This is a genomic window from Pseudomonas sp. S3_A03, assembly GCF_054668275.1.
This window is the reverse complement of sequence record NZ_CP162753.1, coordinates 4,249,407-4,269,331: the sequence shown is the minus strand read 5'-3', so window position 1 is coordinate 4,269,331 and position 19,925 is coordinate 4,249,407. Positions and strand designations below refer to the sequence as shown.

Below are 19,925 nucleotides of genomic sequence, written 5' to 3'. Positions count from 1 at the left end.
CCAGCCGTTCGACAACCATCCCTATCAACCGCAATACCCAGAGACAATACGAATGAACACTATCCAAGAATTGAAAGACCGCCGCGACCAACTGACACTCGAAGTTGAGAGCATTCAGGGTGACCTTGCTCCCCTCGAAGAGGCGCTGGAAACCCCAGAGGTCATCCAGCAGGGCCGTCAACGAGCCGTGCAGGATGAAATCAACGATCACAAAAGACGCATCGACTCGCGAAAACTGGAGATCAGCAACCTGAATCAAAAGATTCATCGCCTTGAGACATTGGCAAACCGTGAGAGCTTGGCTGCGGGCTATCTCAGCGATATGGCGAACTGGAAAGCCGACGAGATGGAACTCAACGAAAAGCGCAGCAGCATCGAGACCCGGTTGCAGCAGGTCCGCAAGAGCGATCAGGAAGAGATGGCAAAAGCTCGACAAGCTGAAACGGACGCAGCCACCGCTTATGCACAGGCTGTCGCCTGGGGCGATGTAGAGGGCGAGAAAGCGGCTAATGCAGAAGCTCAAAAGGCAGCAAAAAACCTCACGTCTGCGGCTGAGCATCACCGCCGCCAACAACTGCTCATCACCGCCCTGGAGCAGGAGCTGGTGACGATTGATCTGCATATCACAGAGGCACAAAAAGAACGCGCCAAGATCGAGAACCAAGCGGCACATCTGGCGAACACAGTACTAGAAGAAAAGTGGAACGAGGCTGCGAAAGAGCTGCTGGAAACCGGCGGCAAGCTGTGGGCAGCACGCAGCCTGATTAGCCGTGACCCTGTTGCACTGATGAAACTGGATATCCCTGAACAGGGGGAGCACTTTGGAAGCTGGACTTGGCGAGAACTCATAGATCGCTCGCGCCAACACAGTATCATTGACCTACTGGCGGCCTAACCTGAACCCTCCCCGAAGCAACCGGCGAGGGTCGGCAGCTTCGGGCCAAACATAGGTCTAACCATGAACCAAACACCACAGAACAGCGCACAGATGCCTGATTACCTGAAGGCCCGAAAGCTCCATTTAAACGGGATAATTGTCGGAATGGCTGGATTGAAAAAGCTCAACGCAAGGGAAAACCAAGACACCAAAGTTGAGACGCTCACGATTGATGCAATCAAGGCAGAGCTTGATTTCATTGACCTCCAGCTCAAAAGAAAGAGCAGTTGACAAAGAGGCGGAAGCTTAAGCAGCTTCCGCCTCGCTAGATCCCTCCACCTAAGAACAAGCTCCAGATTATCGGCTTCGGATCTGTGGCAACAGCGAGCTTATGACCGCTTTCGGCCAATAGCAAAAGTCGACCCATTGCGGCCGTTCGAGACGGCTACGTAAATAGGGGCGATTAATACCGGGGAATGAGCACCGACAGAAGGCGCCCTCCCATAGTTGCAACCGCGTCGTTTGATAAGCCCACTCACAATTGTTAACTGTTTATTTGACGTTTTTTTCTCATTCCCGGCTCTACATTCGCCGCGCTTGCAACATGCAAATGATTCCTATTGTTCGAGTCTCAATCGACAACCCACGGGCTTCCCGTGTACCCATAAAAAACGGAGCATTCAACGTATGGCTTCCCGTCTACCGTCTTTCCTCACTAAAGCCCTTATCGCCACCGCATTAGTCGGCGCCGGGCAGGTGTATGCCGCCGAAACGGCCGGCATCGTGGTGTACAACGCCCAGCACGAAAGCCTGACAAAGGCTTGGGTTGAGGGCTTCACCCAGGAAACCGGGATTCCGGTCACCATCCGTAACGGCGACGACACCGAGATGGGCAACCAGATCGTGCAGGAAGGCGCCGGCTCCCCGGCCGATGTGTTCCTCACCGAAAACTCCCCGGCCATGGTGCTGGTAGACACCGCCGGGCTGTTCGCTCCGGTCGCACCGACCACCCTGCAACAGGTGGACGCTGCGTACCGCCCGGCACATGGCAAGTGGCTGGGCATTGCCGCGCGCTCCACGGTGTTTGTGTACAACCCCAGCAAGCTCAAAGAAGCCGACTTGCCCAAATCCTTGATGGACCTGGCCTCGGCCAACTGGAAAGGTCGCTGGGCTGCCTCACCGGCCGGTGCCGACTTCCAGGCCATCGTCGCCGCGGTGCTGGAACTCAAGGGCGAAGCCGCCACCCTCGACTGGCTCAAGGCGATGAAAGCCAATGCGACCATCTACCGTGGCAACAGCGCCGTGCTCAAGGCCGTCAACGCCGGCCAGGTCGACAGCGGCGTGATCTACCACTACTACAGCTTCGTCGATCAGTCCAAGACCGGCGAAAACAGCAAGAACACCCAACTGCACTATTTCAAGCACCAGGACCCTGGCGCGTTTGTGAGCATCTCGGGCGCCGGGGTACTGGCTTCCAGCAAACATAAAGAAGAAGCCCAGGCGTTCTTGAAATGGATCACCGGTAAAGAGGGCCAGGCCATCCTCAAGGACGGCAATTCGTTCGAATACGCCGTGGGCCAGAGCGCGCAATCCAACCCCAAACTGACCCCGCTGGCACAGCTGGACGCGCCGAACGTCGACGCCTCCAAGCTCAACAGCAAAAAAGCGGTGGAGTTGATGACCCAGGCCGGGCTGCTCTGATTGTTGCCTGAGGCTGCGGCCCAGGCGCTGACGGCGCCCGCGCAACGTCGCGTTCACGGCCTGTTCAAAGTCCGTGGAGGCAGGTGGGTCACGAGTTTGTCGGTGCTGGTGTCGCTGTTGGCACTGGTGCCGATTGCGTTTGTGATCGGCGTGTCCTGGCAAATCGGCTGGGCGCAGATTGAAGCCTTGGTGTGGCGCCCGCGTGTGGGTGAACTGTTGGTCAACACCTTGCTGCTGGTGGTGATCACCCTGCCCCTGTGCATGCTGCTGGGTATTGCGCTGGCGTGGCTGACCGAGCGCACCGACCTGCCGGGGCGGCGGCTATGGTCGCTGTTGGCCGTCGCGCCGCTGGCGGTGCCGGCGTTTGTGCACAGTTACGCGTGGGTGAGCCTGGTGCCTTCGATACACGGCTTGCCGGCCGGCGTGCTGGTGTCGGTGATTGCCTATTTCCCGTTTTTGTACTTGCCGGTGGCGGCGACCCTGCGCCGGCTCGACCCTGCGATTGAAGATGTAGCCGAATCCCTGGGCCTGAAGCCGTGGGCGGTGTTCTGGCGCGCGGTGTTGCCGCAGTTGCGCCTGGCGATCTGCGGCGGTGCTCTGCTTGTGGGCCTGCATCTGCTGGCCGAGTACGGCCTGTACGCGATGATCCGCTTTGACACCTTCACCACCGCGATTTTCGATCAGTTCAAATCCACCTTCAACGGCCCGGCGGCCAATATGCTCGCGGCGGTGCTGGCCCTGTGTTGCCTGGCGATGCTCACCGCCGAGTCCGCCGCACGCGGCCATGCCCGCTATGCGCGGGTCGGCTCCGGCAGCGCCCGCGAGCAGCGCATCGTACGCCTGAGCCCGCGCACCACCCTGCTCGCGCTAGGCCTGCAAAGCTTCACCTGCGCGCTGGCCCTGGGCGTTCCGCTGGTGACCCTGGGCCAATGGTTGATCGCCGGCGGCCGCGAGGTCTGGCGCTTCGACGAATTGCTGCCGGCGCTGGAGCAAACCGTACTGCTGGGAGTGGCCGGCGCTGTGCTGACCACCTGCGCGGCGGTGCCGATTGCGTGGCTGTCGATCCGTGCGCCGGGGCGCTTGCAGCGCATTCTGGAGGGCTGCAACTACATCACCAGTTCGTTGCCGGGCATCGTGGTGGCGCTGGCCTTGGTCACGGTGACCATTCACTTCGCCCGGCCGATCTACCAAACCACTATTACCGTGCTGCTCGCCTACCTGTTGATGTTCCTGCCACGGGCCCTGGTGAGCCTGCGCGCAGGCATCGCCCAGGCGCCGGTGGAGCTGGAAAACATGGCCCGTAGCCTCGGCCGCTCGCCGGGCCGCGCCCTGTGGCTGATCACCCTGCGCCTGGCCGCACCCGCCGCGGCTGCCGGGGCGGCGCTGGTGTTCCTGGCCATCGCCAACGAGCTGACTGCCACCTTGCTGCTCGCGCCCAATGGCACGCGCACCCTGGCCACCGGCTTCTGGGCGATGACCAGTGAGATCGACTACGCCGCCGCCGCGCCTTACGCGCTGATCATGATCCTGTTGTCACTGCCGTTGACCGGCCTCCTCTACCACCAATCCAAACGCACGGCAGGCCGATGAACGCCCTTGAACTCCACGTCCTCTGCAAATCCTTCGGCAGCCAGCGCGCCTTGGCCGACGTCAGCCTGTCGGTGCCCACCGGCGGGCGCACGGTGATCGTCGGGCCCTCCGGCTCCGGCAAGACTACCTTGTTGCGCATGATCGCCGGGTTTGAATTCCCCGACAGCGGCAGCCTCACACTCAACGGCCAGGTCCTAGCGGACGCCACCCATGCTGTGCCGGCCCATCAGCGCCAGATCGGCTATGTGCCGCAGGATGGCGCACTGTTCCCGCACATGACGGTGGCCGGCAACATCGGCTTTGGCCTGGCGACCAAGGGCGAGGCGCACCACAGCCGTATCGCCGAGCTGATGGACAGCGTGGCCCTCGACGCCAATATGGCGCGGCGCTGGCCCCATGAACTGTCCGGCGGCCAACAGCAACGGGTGGCGCTGGCCCGCGCCCTGGCGCAACAGCCACGCCTGATGCTGCTGGACGAGCCGTTTTCGGCGCTGGACACCGGCTTGCGCTCGGCCATGCGCAAGATGGTCGCGCGGCTGCTGAGCGATGCCGGCATCACCACCATTCTGGTGACCCATGATCAGGCGGAAGCACTGTCATTTGCCGACCAATTGGCGGTGATGCGCCAGGGCCGCCTGGTGCAGTCGGGCCACCCGATGGAGATGTACCAGTACCCGGCCGATGAGCAGACCGCGTTGTTTCTCGGGGATGCGGTGGTGCTGCCCGCGCGTATCCAGGCCGGCTGGGCCGACTGTGACCTGGGGCGGATCCAGACCAACAGCCCGCTGAGCCACGACGCGGCGCGGATCATGCTGCGCCCCGAGCAGGTGCACCTCAGTGCCACCGGTTGCCCTGGCGTGGTGACCGAGTGCGAGTTCGGCGGCAACACCTGCACGCTGACCGTGGCGTTGCACGCTGACCCGAGCCATACGATCCTGGTGCGCAGCGCCGGCCTGCTGGCACCACCGGCCGGCTGCGCGGTGCACCTGTCGACCACGGGCACCGCCCACGTGCTGCTTGGATAAAAAACCGGCCCTCAGTCTCAGCTAAGTCTCGTGCCGTACCTTCTCCCTTGCGCCAACCACCGCAGTCAAGGAGAGGTAATCCCGATGAATGCCACAGCAGCCCGTTGGCTGAACAAAGTACCCGAGGTGACGCTGTCATTCTGGGTGATCAAAATCCTGTCCACCACCGTGGGCGAAACCGGCGCGGATTACCTCGCCGTGGATGCCGGCTTCGGCGCCGGCCCCACCAGCCTCGGCATGGCCGCGCTGCTGGGGCTCGCGCTGTTCGGCCAACTGCGCACCAAGGCCTACACGCCTTGGATCTACTGGCTGACCGTGGTGCTGGTGAGCATCGTCGGCACCCAGATTACCGACATCCTCACCGATAAACTCGACGTCAGCCTGTATGTCAGCACGACAATTTTCTCGGTGCTGCTCGCGCTCAACTTTATGCTCTGGTACCGCACCGAGCGCAGCCTGTCGATTCGCGACATCGTCACTCCACGGCGCGAATGGTTCTACTGGACCACGGTGCTCTGCACCTTCGCCTTGGGCACTGCCGCCGGCGACCTGGCCACCGAGGCACTGGGTCTGGGTTTCACCCTCGGCGCGGTGATTTTTGCCGGCCTGATCGGCGTTGCCCTGCTGGCCTGGCGCCTGGGCGCCAACAGCGTGCTGACCTTTTGGGTCGCCTACATCCTCACCCGCCCCTTCGGTGCTTCGCTAGGCGACCTGCTCACCCAGGCTAAGACTTATGGCGGCCTGGGCATGGGTGCCAGTTGGACCAGCGCGCTGTTCCTGTTCGTCATCGTTTTGCTGGTGGCCGTGGCGCAATTCAGCGTCGGCAACCGCAAACCCCTTAATCATTGAACCCAAGGACATCACCATGCTTAACCTTAGAAACATGATCCGCCACGTCGCGATTATTTCCGCCATCGGCCTGCTGAGCATCGCCACTGGCTGCTCGAAACCCGCAGATAAACCCAAGGACGCAGCCAGTGCCGGTTCAAGCAACAGCCAGCGCCAGGCCTCGAAACTAGGGGACCTGTCGGAGTTCCGCAACATTGCCGTGGACGTGTCGGCCCTGGTCTCCAAGCACGACCTGGCCGGCGCCAAAGCCCGCATCAAGGACCTGGAAAACAGCTGGGACAGCGCCGAAGCCGGGATCAAGCCGCGTGCCGCCAGCGACTGGCACGTGCTGGATAAAGCCATCGACCGCGCGCTCTCGGCATTGCGGGACACCAGCCCGAACCAGGCCGACTGCCAGGCCGCGATGGACGACCTTCTCAAGGCCTTCGATTCGATGAAAGGCTGACAACATGCTTCACTACACACGCGGCGACTTCCTCGCCGCGTGTGCGTTGGCGCTGGAGAGCAAGATGCGGATTCTACTGGTCGAAGACGACCCCATGATTGGCGACGCCATCCAGCGCGCGCTCAGCGATGCGAGCTATGCCGCCGACTGGGTCAAAAACGGCCTTACGGGCCTGGCGGCCCTCGACACCCACCCCTACGACCTTGTGCTGCTGGACCTGGGCCTGCCCGGCAAGGACGGTCTCGACGTGCTGGACTGCATTCGCGCGCGCAACAACCCGGTGCCCCTGCTGATCATCACCGCCCGCGACAACCTCGACGACCGCCTGCGCGGCCTGGACGGTGGCGCCGACGATTACCTGCTCAAACCCTTCGACATCGCGGAACTGCTCGCACGCATTCGCGCCGTGCTACGCCGCAAGGGTGGAGCCGCCCAGTCGGTGCTGGGCAATGGCGTGGTGACCCTGGACCTGCTTAGCAAACACGCGAGCACCGACGAACAGCGCGAGGTGGCATTATCCAGCCGCGAATTTGCTCTGCTGCAAGCGTTGCTGATCCGCCCGGGGGCGATCCTTTCGCGCAGTGAGCTGGAAGACCGCCTGTATGGCTGGGGCAATGAAGTGGAGAGCAACGCCATCGAGTTCCTGATTCACGCCTTGCGGCGCAAGTTGGGCACCCACGTGATCAAGAATGTCAGGGGCATGGGATGGATGGTTTCAAAAAACGTTTGAGTGAGTCGGTGCAACTGCGGCTGTCGGTGACCCTTTGCCTGGCGATTCTGCTGGTGGCGTTGGCGGCCAGTGTGTTTGCGTTTGTCTCGGCGTTTGAAGAAACTCACGAACAACAGGACGCCACCTTGCGCCAGGTAGCGATGCTGTTCGACCGCCAGCAGATGACCCTGCAATACCCACAAGGCCCGGCGCTTGCTGGCGACGACGAAGAAACCCGGGTGATCATCCAGCTCCTGAGCGACAGCCCGCACGCCACGAGCACCACTGATGAAGCCCTGCCCCTGCCCTTTCCCGCCGGCCTGGCGGATGGCTTGTCCACGGTTGAGATGGCTGGTGAAGCCTTTCGCGTGCTGGTGCACACCACCGCCGGTGGCGAGCGCATCGCCGTGGCCCAGGAGTCCGACGCCCGCGACAAGGACGCCCGTGAAGCGGCCTGGCGCAGTTTGTTGCCGTTCCTGATTCTGTTCCCCGTTCTGTTGCTGGTAGTCGGCGACCTGGTGCGCAAGCTGTTTCGCCCGATTGGGGTGCTGGCGGCCGAGATCGACCAACGCGCCGAGCAAGAATTGCACCCCATCGAGGAACAGCACCTGCCCACCGAAGTGCGCCCGTTTGTGGTGGCGATCAATCGCCTGCTGGCGCGCGTCGCGCAGTCCATGGACAGTCAGCGGCGGTTTGTCGCCGATGCCGCCCACGAGTTGCGCTCACCCATGACGGCCTTGGCGTTGCAGGCAGACCGGCTGGCCGCCACCAAGATGTCGCCCATGAGCCGCGAGTGTTTTGTGCCGCTGTCCCGGGGCATCGCGCGTGGGCGCCAGCTGATTGACCAACTGCTGAGCCTGGCGGCGGCACAGTCAACCTCGGAGCGGTTGCACACCCGCCTGTCGGTGCATGCCGTGTATCGCCAGGTCCTTGAAGACCTGCTGCCGCTGGCCGAACGCAAGCAGCTCGATATTGGCATGGACGGCGGCCAGGACGTGCACGTGACCTTCAACGCGATGGACCTGTTCACCCTTGTGAAAAACCTGGTGGACAATGCCATTCGCTATACCCCGAAGGGCGGGCGCATAGACCTCTCGGTGACCCAGACCCCAGGCGCCGTGGTGCTGCACATACAGGACTCCGGCCCCGGCATTGCCACAGAGGAACAGGCGCGGGTGTTCGACCCCTTCTACCGCAGCCTGGGCACCGACGAGGCCGGCTCCGGGCTGGGCCTGTCGATCGTCAAGGCGATTGCAGAGCGCAGCGGCGCACGGGTGCAGTTGTCGTTCAGCGATACCCAAACGCAGCGCGGCCTGTGCGTGACGGTTTGGTTGCAATCGCTGTAAGCACCTGCGCCGAAAAAGACCATCACCACCTTTTTTTGACTTTTTTTGCGAACTCCGCGCTAGAGTAGCCTTATCAGCCTTATAGCCGCCCGACAATGCAACCTTTTGATGCCACGGACGACAAGCTCCTTAGCCAAGCCCCCGCACTGGCAGGACACTGTTGGGGGTTTGGTTACCGCAAGTGGAGGAGGGGGACGCATGCGTTTATGACGTTAAGGGCGCGTTGGTGTGTTTCTCCGACTTTCGCCCACAAGCACTTTTCAAAATTTCCAGGGGTTTGACAGCGCGCTTTGGAATCACACGAGGTACCTCTCGATAATCAGAGCGATGAATACGATCCATGCCATCGCCAACATAGTTGTAACAGCAATCCATTGCTCGCCCATGATTTCGATTCCGTTTATGCGCATCTGTTTAGTGGAGAATAGCTAGCTCTCTAATTAGGTGTCTGTAGGAAATTGACCATGGGACCTAGAACCATCAGTCGCGTCTCGATTTATGCGGCAGGACATGATCGTCTGAAAAATGGAAAATCAATTCCAAAATTCGTAATTTCCTAATCGGCTTCATGTCCTGGCGGTTTCAGTTTTTCACCACCACGTAGGCGATTCCCAAACGATTTTCTGTCCTTACGACCAACTATCCCCGATAGACAGGATCAAAGACGACCGATCAAAAAATCCTAAAAGTAGCTCAGAAAACCTCAGCGCTCTTCGTCTGCACAAACTACCCTGACAGAGCACTCTTGAATCCTGAGAAGGAACGCTCAATGAAAAAGCAAAAATCTGTGGCTAACACCGACGCACTCATAATCAACATAAACGACGGTTTCGAGTTAAGTTTTTGGGCCGTGAAGTTCGGGGTAACTAAAGATGAGATCAGGGCTGCCGTCCGCCAGGCGGGGAATTCACTTACGGCAGTAAAGCGCCATTTCGCTCTCTCCCAGCATGCCTGACCATCCAAGACTAAGATCGATAGACGTGAATGTGCCTCTAAACAGACTTTAGTTGCGCGTCAGCAACGGCACTCACTAGCAAGGTGAGGATTCTGCGTTACCAAGACGACAGAAGGCACCGCAGCAAACCCAGCGTTATCAGCTAAGTATGACCTATCACGCTCAGTAACAGCGGCAAGCTGTGGCGTCCGTGATGTTCTGGATATCGAGAGAAAACGAAGCCTTTAGGTCGATGGCGCCCGCTGCAATCATCACAAACGGCTCCTGCCAAGGCCTCATTGATGTAACACCTCTTTGCCATGTAACACGCATATCAGCAAACCAATTCCAACTGTGTAACGCCATATAAATCTATTAAAATCATATAGTTATACACTTCTGTAACAGGCGTAACACCGGTAACACGGTTTTATCAGGGTAGCCCCCTAGCCCCTATAGTATTGCTCCTTCAGCGAAGCGAGGCGGGTCATGCTCTTGGCCTTGGTTCGATGGTGGGGACCCTGGAGCATTCTTCTGGGTACGGGGCATAGAACCCGCGCGTCCGTGTTAGCGGCTGGATTTTTCAAGTTGGTTGACAGGTTGACGTGGTTGACACTCATCACCATGGTTGACGCCCCGCAGGTGTTCGCTATCAGCAACAGATACAGCCACCTTTACCGAAGCTGTAACGATGGCCCTTTTTCTTCAAGATCCTTTCAATTTCAATGATTGAAATTTCAGTAACTTCTAGCACCTCCCACTAACTCGATCCCGCGGGTTTCATGCCCCGTGCTGGAAGAAAAACCTCAGGGTCCCCAGCAGCTTTTCAGCCCCGCCCACCTTTTGCACGGACGCAATGGCACCGCCGAACGAAACACCGACTAGTATCAGAACAGAGAACGTTATCAATCAGGGGTAGGGAAAGCGCTATGGATATGGTTCGTGTCAACTCGACGGCTATCACAGCTGTCGGCTATGACCCCGCTACAGGCAGGATGAAAATCACGTTCAAGCAAGGGCGTACTTACGACTACTGCCGCGTCCCACCTAACATCCATCAGGGCCTCATGGGGGCCGGCTCGAAAGGTACTTATTTCGATAGGATGATCAAGGATCGGTACCAGTGCTAGACCTGGGCATACAGGCGTATCTCAAGCTAGATGCACACCCAGCACGGGGGGCCGTGTATGCCCTCGTGTATGCCTAACCGAAACACCACCACAAGAACCCTTATAAACCGGGCATCTTACCGCCCAGTTCAAACGACGCCGGGGCACCATATAGCAGTCTCGGGCTGTCTCAGACAGTCTACGAAACCCCTCAAGAAGCCCGCCCCGTGCGGGCTTTCTTGTTTCTGCAGCTCCCCATTACCTCCCCTCCACAAATCCCACCCAACGATAGCCTGGCATCCAAACAAACCACTAACGTACGATACCCCCTCACCCTCCGGAGCCCCCACGGATGAGCACCCCCACCCCCCAACCCTTCGCTCTCTGGCTACGCTCCTACTCCGGTCAGGTCGAGCTTCACCAGCATGACTTCCATCAAATAGTGCTCTCCCAATCCGGGTCGATGGAGATTGAAGTCGACGGGCGAGGTGGCAAGGTCGATGCCAGCCAGGGCGTGGTGATTTCTGCGGGCTCCCGGCATACCTTTCTGGCCGACACCCATAACAGTTTCCTGGTGGTGGATGTGCCCACTGACCGTGGCGAAGCGCATAAAAGCGCTGCCTCGGAATTTGACCTGCTCAATGACAAGCGCTTTTTTGCGGTCAGGCCGGATATACGGCATTTGCTCGATTACGCCAGCAGCAACGGGGCACGGTTGATCGGTTCACTAGCGATGGCCGAGTCATGGAGTCGGTTGCTGTTGGACTCTTTGCTACAGCCCGACGTGGCGCCGAATGACCTTGGGCAGCTTATTCTCGCGAAGGCGTTGGCCTATAGTGAGCAGCACCTGGGCAACGCTCTGACAGTGCGTGATATTGCGCGCTATGCGGGCACCAGCGAACGGCGATTATATGTGTTGTTTGGGCAGCATCTGCATACAACCCCGTTCGCGCATATCGCGAATTTGCGCTTGAATCTGGCCGTTGACCTGCTGCGCCAGACGTCTTTGTCGATCATTGATATTGCGCATCGCGCCGGATACGCCGACCAGAGTGCGTTAACCCATGCGCTGAAGAAAGCGCGCGGCATGACGCCGGCCGCTGTGCGTAAACAAGCGCGACACCACTGAAAAAAAATAGCAGCCCTGAACAATTTTTTGGCGGGTCTGATCAATACTCGCTCGCCTGAGCTTTCTATTGTTCCCGCTTGAGGTTTATCCGCAGAGGGGTTTGCATGAGCACTTCCAACCCATCCATCACTCTTGCCAAGGGCGCCGTCGGTGCGACGCTGATTGGGGTGATTGCCGTGTTTTTGTGGGCGTCTTTGGCGCTCCTGACCACCTTGACCGCCGGGATCCCGGCCTTTCAGTTGTTGACGTCGAGCTTCGCGGTCGCGTTCGTGACCAGCCTGTGCATGCTGGGGCTGCGTGGCGCTGCCGGGTTCAGCAGTTGGCGCCAGCCCTGGCCGGTGTGGGCAACTGGGTTTGCGGGTATCTTCGTTTATCACGCGTTGTATTTCTTTGCCCTGAAAGCCGCACCTGCGGCGGAAGCCAGTCTGATTGCTTTTTTGTGGCCGCTGTTGATCGTGCTGTTGTCGAGCTTTGCCACCGGCGAATCGTTGCGCAAGCGCCAGTTGCTCGGCGCTTTGCTCGGCTTAGCGGGGACGGCCTTCATCATGCAGTTGCGGGCGCGGAATGACAGTGCGTCGATGCCGGTGATGGGTTACGCCGCTGCCTTTGCCTGCGCCTGGGTCTGGGCGATCTATTCGGTGTTCAATCGGCGCTTCAGCCATGTTCCGAGCAGCATCATCGGGGGGATTTGCGGGCTGGTGGCGGTAGCCGGAGGGCTCTGCCATCTGGCTTTCGAAACCACGGTGCGGCCGGACCCAGGCCAGTGGGGAGCAATCATCGGCCTGGGGCTGGGCCCGGTCGGCCTGGCTTTTTTCGCCTGGGACCACGCGACCAAGCACGGCAACCTGTCGATGCTTGGCGCGCTGTCTTACCTGGCGCCGCTGTTCTCCACGCTGCTGCTGATTGCCATGGGGCAAAGCGATGCCAGGCCGACCCTGATGATTCCCGCGGTGTTGATCATCAGCGGTGCGGTCATCGCCACTTCACGCTCACGCGCGACCTCAGGGTGATTTCGACGGGCAAAGGAGGCAGACAATGAATCCTGCCTCACTTGCGCCCCTCAGACCCGAGCCGGCGACACAATGATTTTCACGTTGTGTTCCTTGTTTTTAACCAGTTCCTCGAAGCCCTGCCCCACGATCTGCTCCAACTGGATACGCCCGGTCACCAGCGGCGTGATATCCAGCCGGCCATCGGCGATAAATGCGATCACATCCGCGAATTCGCCGTTGTAGGCCAGTGCGCCCAGCACTTGTTTTTCTGTCGCTACCAGTTCGAAAAAGTTGAATTCGCTGGGTTCTTCGAAGATGCCCACCAGTACGCATTTGCCGGCTTTGCGGATCAGGTCGATGGCGAGTTTGGCTGTGTGCTTATTGCCGATGCATTCGAAGCTGACGTCGGCGCCGAGCCCGCCGGTGAGTCGGCGGACTTCGGCCAGGGCGTCGCACTGATTGGGGTCGAGCACGTGGGTCGCGCCCACTTCCTTGGCCTTGGCCTTGCGCGCGCTGGACATTTCCAGGGCGATCACTTGCGCCGCCCCGGCCGCTTTGGCGCACATGATGGTGCACAGGCCGATGGTGCCGGCGCCTACCACCACGACGTTTTGCCCGAGCAGGCTGCCGGCTTTTTTCACGGCGTGCATGCCCACCGCCAGTGGCTCGATGAGTGCCCCGGCTTCGGCCGGGAAGTTCGCCGGCAGTTTGTACAGCAGGTTGGCCGGCACGTTGACCAGTTCGGCGAAGGCGCCATTGTTCATCAGGCCGGTGAAGGCCAGGTTCTCGCAGATGTTGTACAGCCCGTGGGTGCAGTAGTAGCAGGTGCCGCAATGCTGACAGGCGTCGGCCGCCACCGGTTCGCCGACGCTGAAACCTTGCACACCGGCGCCGAGTTCGACGATCTCGCCACAGAACTCATGGCCGAGAATGCACTGGCCCTTGATACCGGTCAGCGGGTGAGGGGCGTCGACCGGGATGAACACCGGGCCGGCCACGTATTCATGCAAATCGGAGCCGCAGATGCCGCACCATTGCACGCGGATCTGCACCCAACCGGCAGGAGGCGAATCGGGCAGCGGAACGTCTTCGACGCGAATATCGTGGCGGCCGTGCCAGACGGCGGCACGCATGTTGCGTTGCGGGGTGTTCGAAAGGCTCATCGCGAAGTCTCCTTGAAACGGTGGGTACCGGCGCATCGGGCAGGTTGCCAGAGCCAGAGCAAGGCCGGTGCCAGGTCCGCTGGAGTGCCTGAACAGCCTTTTCCTAGAGCGCTTGGATAGGCCGCCGAAGGTGGCGGGTGGCGCGGCCCAATGAGACGCGCCATGTCAGGCCACGCGAGGCCGCGACGAGACGCTGAGACGTTGCGTCTCACGTTTGAATCTGCCCACCGCGCCTGTATGACGTTTTGTCCGCTCATCTGTATCTAACGCCTGCCCTTGGACCGCCCTACCATCAGGCGCATCCAACCCGCGCAACGGCGTACCCACCAGGAGTCAACCTATGCCCGAACTGTCCAACTTGCTGGCGTATGGTCTGATTTCCCTCGCGATGGTGCTCACGCCCGGCCCGAACATGATCTACCTGATTTCGCGGTCGATCTGCCGAGGGCCGCTGGCCGGGTTGATTTCGCTGGGCGGCGTGGCGCTGGGGTTTGTCGTTTACATGTTCTGCGCGGCGCTGGGTATTACCGCGCTGCTGATGGCGGTGCCCTATGCGTATGACGCGCTCAGGCTCGGCGGTGCGCTCTACCTGTTGTACCTGGCCTGGCAAGCGGTGAGGCCGGGCGGGCGCTCGGCGTTCCATGTGCGGGACCTGCCGCGCGACGGGCCACGCAAGTTGTTCATGATGGGCTTCGCGACCAACCTGCTGAACCCGAAAGTCGCGGTGATGTACCTGTCGTTGCTGCCCCAATTCATCAGCCCCACCGGCCCCGGCAGTGTGCTGACGCAATCCATCGTGCTGGGTTTTACCCAGATCATGATCAGCGTGAGCGTCAATGCCGTGATCGCGATCATGGCGGGTTCCATCGCGGCGTTCCTGGCGGGTAGGCCGGTATGGCAGTGGGTGCAGCGCTGGCTGATGGGCACGGTGCTGGCCGGCCTGGCCGTGCGCATGGTCATTGACGCAAGGCGCTGAGAGAGGCTGTTGTAGTGAGGCGCTTGAGCCTTTAGAAAGGTCTATCTACGCTGCCAGGGCCTCGCGCAGCACCTGCTCCAGCAGGGTGAAGAACGCGTGGATATGCGCCTGTTTCAACGCCTGGGGCCGGGTGACCAGGTAGACGTCCATGGGCGGCAGTTCAATCTCCGCGAAAATCTCGCTCAGGCCCTCAGCCAGGATACGCGGCAGCACCGCCACGCCCATGCCGCGCCTTACCGATTCAAGCTGCACGTTGAACGAACTCACGCGGATCAAGGCATGGTCAAGCCCCGCCGCCTTCGCCGCGCGCATGTGCGGCAATAGGTCCAGCGGCGGCAGCAAGGCGATGCTGGCCGCCGTGGCCGGGGTGAGTGCCGGGCACCGCTGTAGATAAGCGGCATCCGCGAACACGCCGTAGTCGAGCGTGCCCAGCGCTCGATAGATCAACGACGGCTCGCCCAGATGCGCGGTGCGCACGGCGATGTCGGCCACGCCGCGCACGATTTTGTGGAAGTCCGTGGTGACCTGCAGTTCCACGGTGCAGCCAGGATGCAAGCGGGTAAAACGCTCTGCCGCTTGCAGTATCGAGGCCGAAAAACCTTCGCCGGCACTGACCAGTACCGTGCCACTCAGCGCCGCCTGCGCGCCGTCCTTCTCAATCAGGTTCTGGCGGCGCAGGCCGGCTTCGGCCGCCAGCGCCACGTCCACCAAAGACTGCCCCCGCGACGTCAGCCGGCAGCCCTCGACCCCGCGCTCAACCAGAGGCTCACCCAGGGCGGCTTCCAATTGGGTCAAGCGCCGAGCCACAGTGGACGCCGCCACCCCCAGCAACTGACCGGCCTGCAGGAAGCTGCCCCGTCGCGACACGGCCAACAGCAGACGAAGATCATCCCAATTTGCTTGCAACGCCATACCTGTGTTTATCCCTGGTCTGCAAATATGCAAAGCCATTATGCAGCAGTCGCCGTTTTTCACATTCGGTCTCAGCGGTATATCTAGCGGCCTTCTAAACACTGGGTATGGCCTGTATGAACACGAACCCCCATCGCTTGCGCAGCACCTTTGTGACCGGCGCCACCGGCTTGCTGGGCAACAACCTGGTACGCGAGCTGGTCGCGCGCGGCTACGCGGTCAAGGCGCTGGTGCGCTCGCAGTCCAAGGGTGAGCAGCAGTTCAGCGACCTGCCGCAAGTGGAACGGGTGGTGGGTGACATGGCCGATGTCGGCGCCTTCGCAGCGGCCATGCGGGGCTGCGACACGGTGTTTCACTGTGCGGCGTTCTTTCGCGATAACTACAAGGGCGGCAGCCATTGGGAGGAGCTCGAAAGAATCAACGTCGCCGGCACGCAAGCGCTGCTCCAGCAGGCCTATGACGCGGGGGTAAGACGCTTTGTCCACACCTCCTCGATTGCCGTGCTCGATGGCGCGCCCGGTACACCTATCGACGAGACATGCCTGCGCGCCGAAGCCGATGCGGACGACTACTACCGCAGCAAGATCCTCGCGGAGCGAGAGGTGCTGAGGTTTGTGCAAACCCATCCCCAGATGCACGCATGCATGGTACTGCCCGGCTGGATGTGGGGGCCTGGCGACCGTGGGCCGACGTCTTCGGGGCAGTTGGTCAAGGATGTGATCAACGGCAAACTGCCGGGGTTGATCCCCGGCACCTTCTCGCTGGTCGACGCCCGCGATGTGGCCTGGGCACTCATTGCCGCCGCCCAGAACGGACGACGCGGCGAACGGTATCTCGCCGCCGGCCGCAACTTGACCATGCGCCAACTGATCCCGCTGCTGGGGCGCATCGCCGGCGTCAAGACACCGTCCCGGCAACTGCCATTGCCCGCGCTGTACGTGCTGGCCGCCGTGCAAGAGACCTATGCCTACCTGACCGGCAAACCCATCTTGCTGAGCATGGCAACCCTGCGGCTGCTGGTACGCGAGGAGCACCGCACTTCGTTCAACCACCGCAAGAGCGAAGAGGAGCTTGGCCTGAGTTTTCGCGCGCTGGAGCAAACAGTCACTGACACGGTGGCGTGGTACCAGCAGCACGGCGGAGTATAAAAAACCCCAGGTCGCCAGGCCTGGGGCTTTGCTGTGGGCGCCGGTTCAACGCTTTTGCAACGCCTCCAGGCGTGCCGGCAGATCTTCGTTGGGAAAGCGCGCGTGCAACGCCAGTAACTGTTCATCCGCGGCTTTGCTGTCGCCCGCCTCACGCAATCGGATAATTTCCCGCAGCCCTTGCTCCAGCGAAGGCCGCGCAACGGGCGCGCGCTTGCGCATTTTTGCCACGGACTGATCCGCCAGCGCGCCGGCAATTTCAGCCTGTACCGGCGCACTTTCGGCCTTGGGCGCAGCGGCGATCCGTGCCATGGGCGCCGGCGCCGGTGCGGAAAACGCTTGTGGTGCGGGCTGTGCGGCGTCTTCGTGCAAAGCGGAGAACGTCGCGGTGGGGATGTTGGGTTGCGGCACCGGCGAGCGCATGACCACACCGATCATCAGCGCCAAACCGGCCACGGTGGCGAACGCCATTTGCCAGCGCGGGCGTTGGCAGGCGTGCAGCCAGCGTTGCCATAGGCTCGGTTGCGGCGCAGGCGCTTCGCGGCGGGCGGCATTAAGAATGAAAGCGTCGAGAGACGCAGGCGGCTCGCCGGTGCTGTGCTGGCGAAAATGCTGGATCAGCTCGTCGTCGGGAGTGTGTCGGGGCTCAGTCATACAGGTACCTCCTCGGCCAGCAGGCGACGCAATTTCTGCTGGGCGTAGCGCAAGCGGCTTTTTACGGTTTCCAGCGGCGTGTGGGTGAGCGCGGCGATTTGCGGCACTTCAAGATCAGCATGCAGACGCAGCAGGAACACTTCGCGCTGGTCTTCGGGCAAGTCTTGCAAGGCCGCGTCGAGGCGCGCCTGGTCGCGGCTCAGGCTCAACTGTTGCTCGGGGCCGGCGCTGTCGTCGGCCTGGGCGTGCAGTTGTTCATCGTAACTGTCGTGCAACGGGTTGTGGACGCCGTGCTTGCGCCAATGATCGATCAGGCGGTTGCGGGCAATCTGGAACAACCAGGTGCGAAAGCTCGCCCGGCCTTGTGGCTGGGTGCTGCTGCGGATCAGGCTGAGCCAGGTTTCCTGATAGATTTCCTCGGCCAGTTCGGCCTTGTTGCACAGAGACACGAGAAAACGGTACAGGCCCTGGCGATGGCGCGCATACAAGGCTTCGAACGCAGCGGCGTCGCCAGTGCGGTAGCGGGCCAGCAGGGATTCGTCGCTGGGTGGGTCGTCGGGTACGGCCATCTAATGGGTGAACTCCTTTCTGTCAGCCACAGTGGATCATTGTCATAGTCCAGATCAGTGTTTCAGGCTTTGGGCCAATTCCACCAGTTGCACGAATTCATTGCGCAGGCCAAAGGGGTCGTCGCCCCGTGCCGAGCGGGCCAGCGCGGCGGTGTCGTTCAAACGCATGCCGCCAGTGTAGCGGCCGTCACCCTTGAGCTGTTGCGCGAAAGCAGCCACGGCAGCCGCGAAGCGCAGGTCATCGCTGGCCTTGGTGCTTTTGGCGCTCACGGGCCGCTCGATCAAGCGGCTGTCACCACCCGCGGCAGACTTGTAGCGCACGCGTACCATCGCCAGCTCATCGGTTTTACCTTCAGCGGCCGGCGCGGTGGCATAGCGCAGCGGCTCCAGCCAGCCCTTCTCTCCTTTCGGCACAATTTCGTACAGCGCAGTCACCGTATGCCCCGCGCCGATTTCGCCGGCATCCACTTTGTCGTTGTTGAAATCCTCACGCTTCAAGGCGCGGTTTTCATAACCCAGCAAGCGGTATTCGCTGACCTGGGCCGGGTTGAATTCCACCTGCAACTTCACATCCCGCGCCACCACGGCGAGGGTCGAGCTGAGCTGGTCTACCAGCACCTTGCGCGCTTCGCGCAGATTGTCGATGTAGGCATAGTTGCCGTCGCCGGCATCGGCCAGTTGCTCCATCAGGTGTTCGTTGTAGTTATCCACACCGAACCCGAGGGTGGTCAGCGACACACCGCTTTTACGCTGATCGACGGCCATTTGTTTGAGGCTGTCGAAGTCGCTGACGCCCACGTTGAAGTCGCCGTCGGTGGCCAGCAGGATGCGGTTGATGCCCTTGTCGATAAAACCTTCGCGGGCCATCTGGTAGGCCAGTTGAATACCGGATGCGCCTGCGGTGGAGCCGCCGGCGGTGAGTTGATCAATGGCGTTGCGGATCCTGGCCTTGTCGCGGCCCGAGGTGGGCGGCAGCACCACGCGGGATTCGCCGGCGTACACCACCAAAGAAACGCGGTCCTGCTCGCGCAGTTGATCGACCAGCAATTTCAGCGTGCTTTGCACCAGCGGCAAGCCTTCACGCCGGTCCATGGAGCCGGACACGTCCACCAGAAACACCAGGTTGGCCGGCGCCAGTTCGGCCACGGCATGCTCGGACGCCTTGATGCCGATGCGCAGCAGTTGCGTGCGCGGGTTCCACGGCGTGGCCGCGACTTCGGTGGTCACGCCGAACGGCGAACCGTCGGTGGGCAATGCGTAGTGGTAGGGGAAGTAATTGACCATTTCTTCCAATCGCACAGCGCCTTCGGGCGGCAGGCGGCCTGCGTTGAGGAAACGTCGTACGTTGGCGTAGCTGCCGGTGTCGACATCGACGCTGAAGGTGGAGACCGGCGTTTCGGCAACGCGATGCACCGGGTTGTCCGGCAGGTTGGCATATTGCTCACGGGGCTCGCTGCGATAGTCCATCGCGGCTGACTCCTGCAACTGCATCGGTGCGGGCATGGCCATGCGCTTGACCAAGGCGCCCTCGACATGCGCGCGCTGCGGCTCGGCGACTGGGGTGGGTTCGGCCGGTTTGACCAAGCCAGGCGATGAAGACAGCCCACACCCGGCCAGAGCGACCAGCAGGGTCACGGCAAAGCCTTGGGCAGCAGGACGCAGGTGGGAAAGAGGACGGGACATTGGCTTAACCTCATGTGTGAATGATTCGCTCACAAGGTCAGACGCAAAGCGTCAGGTGTTCGGGTTAATCAACGGTGAATCTGGAAAAATCCGAGCGGGTCGCACCGAGCACATCCA

At 61.2% G+C, this 19,925-nt stretch carries 20 protein-coding genes; 15 read left to right on the top strand and 5 right to left on the bottom strand.

The genetic code is table 11. The features are described 5' to 3' along the window. Nucleotides 1-52: 52 nt before the first annotated feature. From AB4O25_RS19595 to yddG, 13 genes are all read left to right on the top strand, one after another. Entirely contained in the window at nucleotides 53-895 is an 843-nt protein-coding gene (locus AB4O25_RS19595) for a chromosome segregation protein SMC (protein ID WP_460149900.1), read from the top strand. A gap of 93 nt (nucleotides 896-988) precedes the next feature. Then, on the top strand, nucleotides 989-1,168 hold the full coding sequence (locus AB4O25_RS19590; RefSeq protein ID WP_460150990.1) for a hypothetical protein: 180 nt from the start codon (nucleotides 989-991) through the stop codon (nucleotides 1,166-1,168). Between the two features lie 396 nt (nucleotides 1,169-1,564). Continuing rightward, a complete protein-coding gene (locus tag AB4O25_RS19585; RefSeq protein WP_460149899.1) occupies nucleotides 1,565-2,578 on the top strand; it encodes an iron ABC transporter substrate-binding protein in 1,014 nt (337 codons plus the stop codon). Between the two features lie 60 nt (nucleotides 2,579-2,638). Next, nucleotides 2,639-4,168, top strand: a complete 1,530-nt coding sequence (locus AB4O25_RS19580) for an ABC transporter permease (protein WP_460150988.1) — start codon at nucleotides 2,639-2,641, stop codon at nucleotides 4,166-4,168. Beyond that, nucleotides 4,165-5,193 carry an ABC transporter ATP-binding protein gene (locus AB4O25_RS19575; protein WP_460149898.1) on the top strand — a complete coding sequence of 343 codons (1,029 nt, stop codon included), beginning with the start codon at nucleotides 4,165-4,167 and terminating at the stop codon, nucleotides 5,191-5,193. The genes AB4O25_RS19580 and AB4O25_RS19575 overlap by 4 nt, the downstream gene beginning before the upstream one ends. Before the next feature lie 84 nt (nucleotides 5,194-5,277). Beyond that, complete coding sequence (locus AB4O25_RS19570) at nucleotides 5,278-6,042, top strand: COG4705 family protein (protein WP_460149897.1); 765 nt, start codon at nucleotides 5,278-5,280, stop codon at nucleotides 6,040-6,042. Nucleotides 6,043-6,058: 16 nt separating this feature from the next. After that, on the top strand, nucleotides 6,059-6,487 hold the full coding sequence (locus AB4O25_RS19565; protein ID WP_460149896.1) for a hypothetical protein: 429 nt from the start codon (nucleotides 6,059-6,061) through the stop codon (nucleotides 6,485-6,487). Nucleotides 6,488-6,551: 64 nt separating this feature from the next. Next, on the top strand, nucleotides 6,552-7,217 hold the full coding sequence (locus AB4O25_RS19560; protein WP_460150986.1) for a response regulator transcription factor: 666 nt from the start codon (nucleotides 6,552-6,554) through the stop codon (nucleotides 7,215-7,217). Further along, complete coding sequence (locus tag AB4O25_RS19555) at nucleotides 7,193-8,542, top strand: ATP-binding protein (RefSeq protein ID WP_460149895.1); 1,350 nt, start codon at nucleotides 7,193-7,195, stop codon at nucleotides 8,540-8,542. Before AB4O25_RS19560 ends, AB4O25_RS19555 begins: the two co-directional genes overlap by 25 nt. Nucleotides 8,543-9,311: 769 nt before the next feature. Next, nucleotides 9,312-9,497, top strand: a complete 186-nt coding sequence (locus AB4O25_RS19550; protein WP_201021820.1) for a DUF3606 domain-containing protein — start codon at nucleotides 9,312-9,314, stop codon at nucleotides 9,495-9,497. 761 nt (nucleotides 9,498-10,258) lie between these two features. Next, a complete protein-coding gene (locus AB4O25_RS19545; protein ID WP_336827207.1) occupies nucleotides 10,259-10,606 on the top strand; it encodes a KTSC domain-containing protein in 348 nt (115 codons plus the stop codon). A 331-nt stretch (nucleotides 10,607-10,937) separates the two neighbouring features. Beyond that, the gene (locus AB4O25_RS19540) at nucleotides 10,938-11,714 is read left to right on the top strand and encodes a helix-turn-helix domain-containing protein (RefSeq protein ID WP_460149894.1); all 777 of its coding nucleotides are present in this window, start codon (nucleotides 10,938-10,940) and stop codon (nucleotides 11,712-11,714) included. Nucleotides 11,715-11,818: 104 nt separating this feature from the next. Next, on the top strand, nucleotides 11,819-12,724 hold the full coding sequence (gene yddG, locus AB4O25_RS19535) for an aromatic amino acid exporter YddG (RefSeq protein ID WP_460149893.1): 906 nt from the start codon (nucleotides 11,819-11,821) through the stop codon (nucleotides 12,722-12,724). 50 nt (nucleotides 12,725-12,774) lie between these two features. Here the strand turns inward: yddG and AB4O25_RS19530 are convergent, their stop codons facing one another. Then, a complete protein-coding gene (locus AB4O25_RS19530; protein ID WP_223271488.1) occupies nucleotides 12,775-13,839 on the bottom strand; it encodes a 2,3-butanediol dehydrogenase in 1,065 nt (354 codons plus the stop codon). A gap of 370 nt (nucleotides 13,840-14,209) precedes the next feature. Between AB4O25_RS19530 and AB4O25_RS19525 the strand changes: the two genes are divergently transcribed. Then, entirely contained in the window at nucleotides 14,210-14,845 is a 636-nt protein-coding gene (locus AB4O25_RS19525) for a LysE family translocator (RefSeq protein WP_460149892.1), read from the top strand. A 45-nt stretch (nucleotides 14,846-14,890) separates the two neighbouring features. Here the strand turns inward: AB4O25_RS19525 and AB4O25_RS19520 are convergent, their stop codons facing one another. Next, nucleotides 14,891-15,757, bottom strand: coding sequence for a LysR family transcriptional regulator (locus AB4O25_RS19520; protein WP_217855604.1), 867 nt, complete (start codon nucleotides 15,755-15,757; stop codon nucleotides 14,891-14,893). Between the two features lie 116 nt (nucleotides 15,758-15,873). Here AB4O25_RS19520 and AB4O25_RS19515 point away from each other — a divergent pair, with 116 nt between their 5' ends. Then, nucleotides 15,874-16,905, top strand: a complete 1,032-nt coding sequence (locus AB4O25_RS19515; RefSeq protein WP_065876843.1) for an SDR family oxidoreductase — start codon at nucleotides 15,874-15,876, stop codon at nucleotides 16,903-16,905. A 45-nt stretch (nucleotides 16,906-16,950) separates the two neighbouring features. Here the strand turns inward: AB4O25_RS19515 and AB4O25_RS19510 are convergent, their stop codons facing one another. The 3 genes from AB4O25_RS19510 to AB4O25_RS19500 are packed head-to-tail and all read right to left on the bottom strand — an operon-like array spanning nucleotide 16,951 to nucleotide 19,808. Continuing rightward, nucleotides 16,951-17,556, bottom strand: coding sequence for a hypothetical protein (locus AB4O25_RS19510; RefSeq protein ID WP_065876844.1), 606 nt, complete (start codon nucleotides 17,554-17,556; stop codon nucleotides 16,951-16,953). Beyond that, nucleotides 17,553-18,125 (bottom strand): RNA polymerase sigma factor, encoded by a 573-nt coding sequence (locus AB4O25_RS19505; protein WP_065876845.1) that lies wholly within the window; start codon nucleotides 18,123-18,125, stop codon nucleotides 17,553-17,555. Before AB4O25_RS19505 ends, AB4O25_RS19510 begins: the two co-directional genes overlap by 4 nt. A 54-nt stretch (nucleotides 18,126-18,179) precedes the next feature. Then, complete coding sequence (locus AB4O25_RS19500) at nucleotides 18,180-19,808, bottom strand: vWA domain-containing protein (protein WP_460149891.1); 1,629 nt, start codon at nucleotides 19,806-19,808, stop codon at nucleotides 18,180-18,182. Between the last annotated feature and the right edge of the window lie 117 nt (nucleotides 19,809-19,925).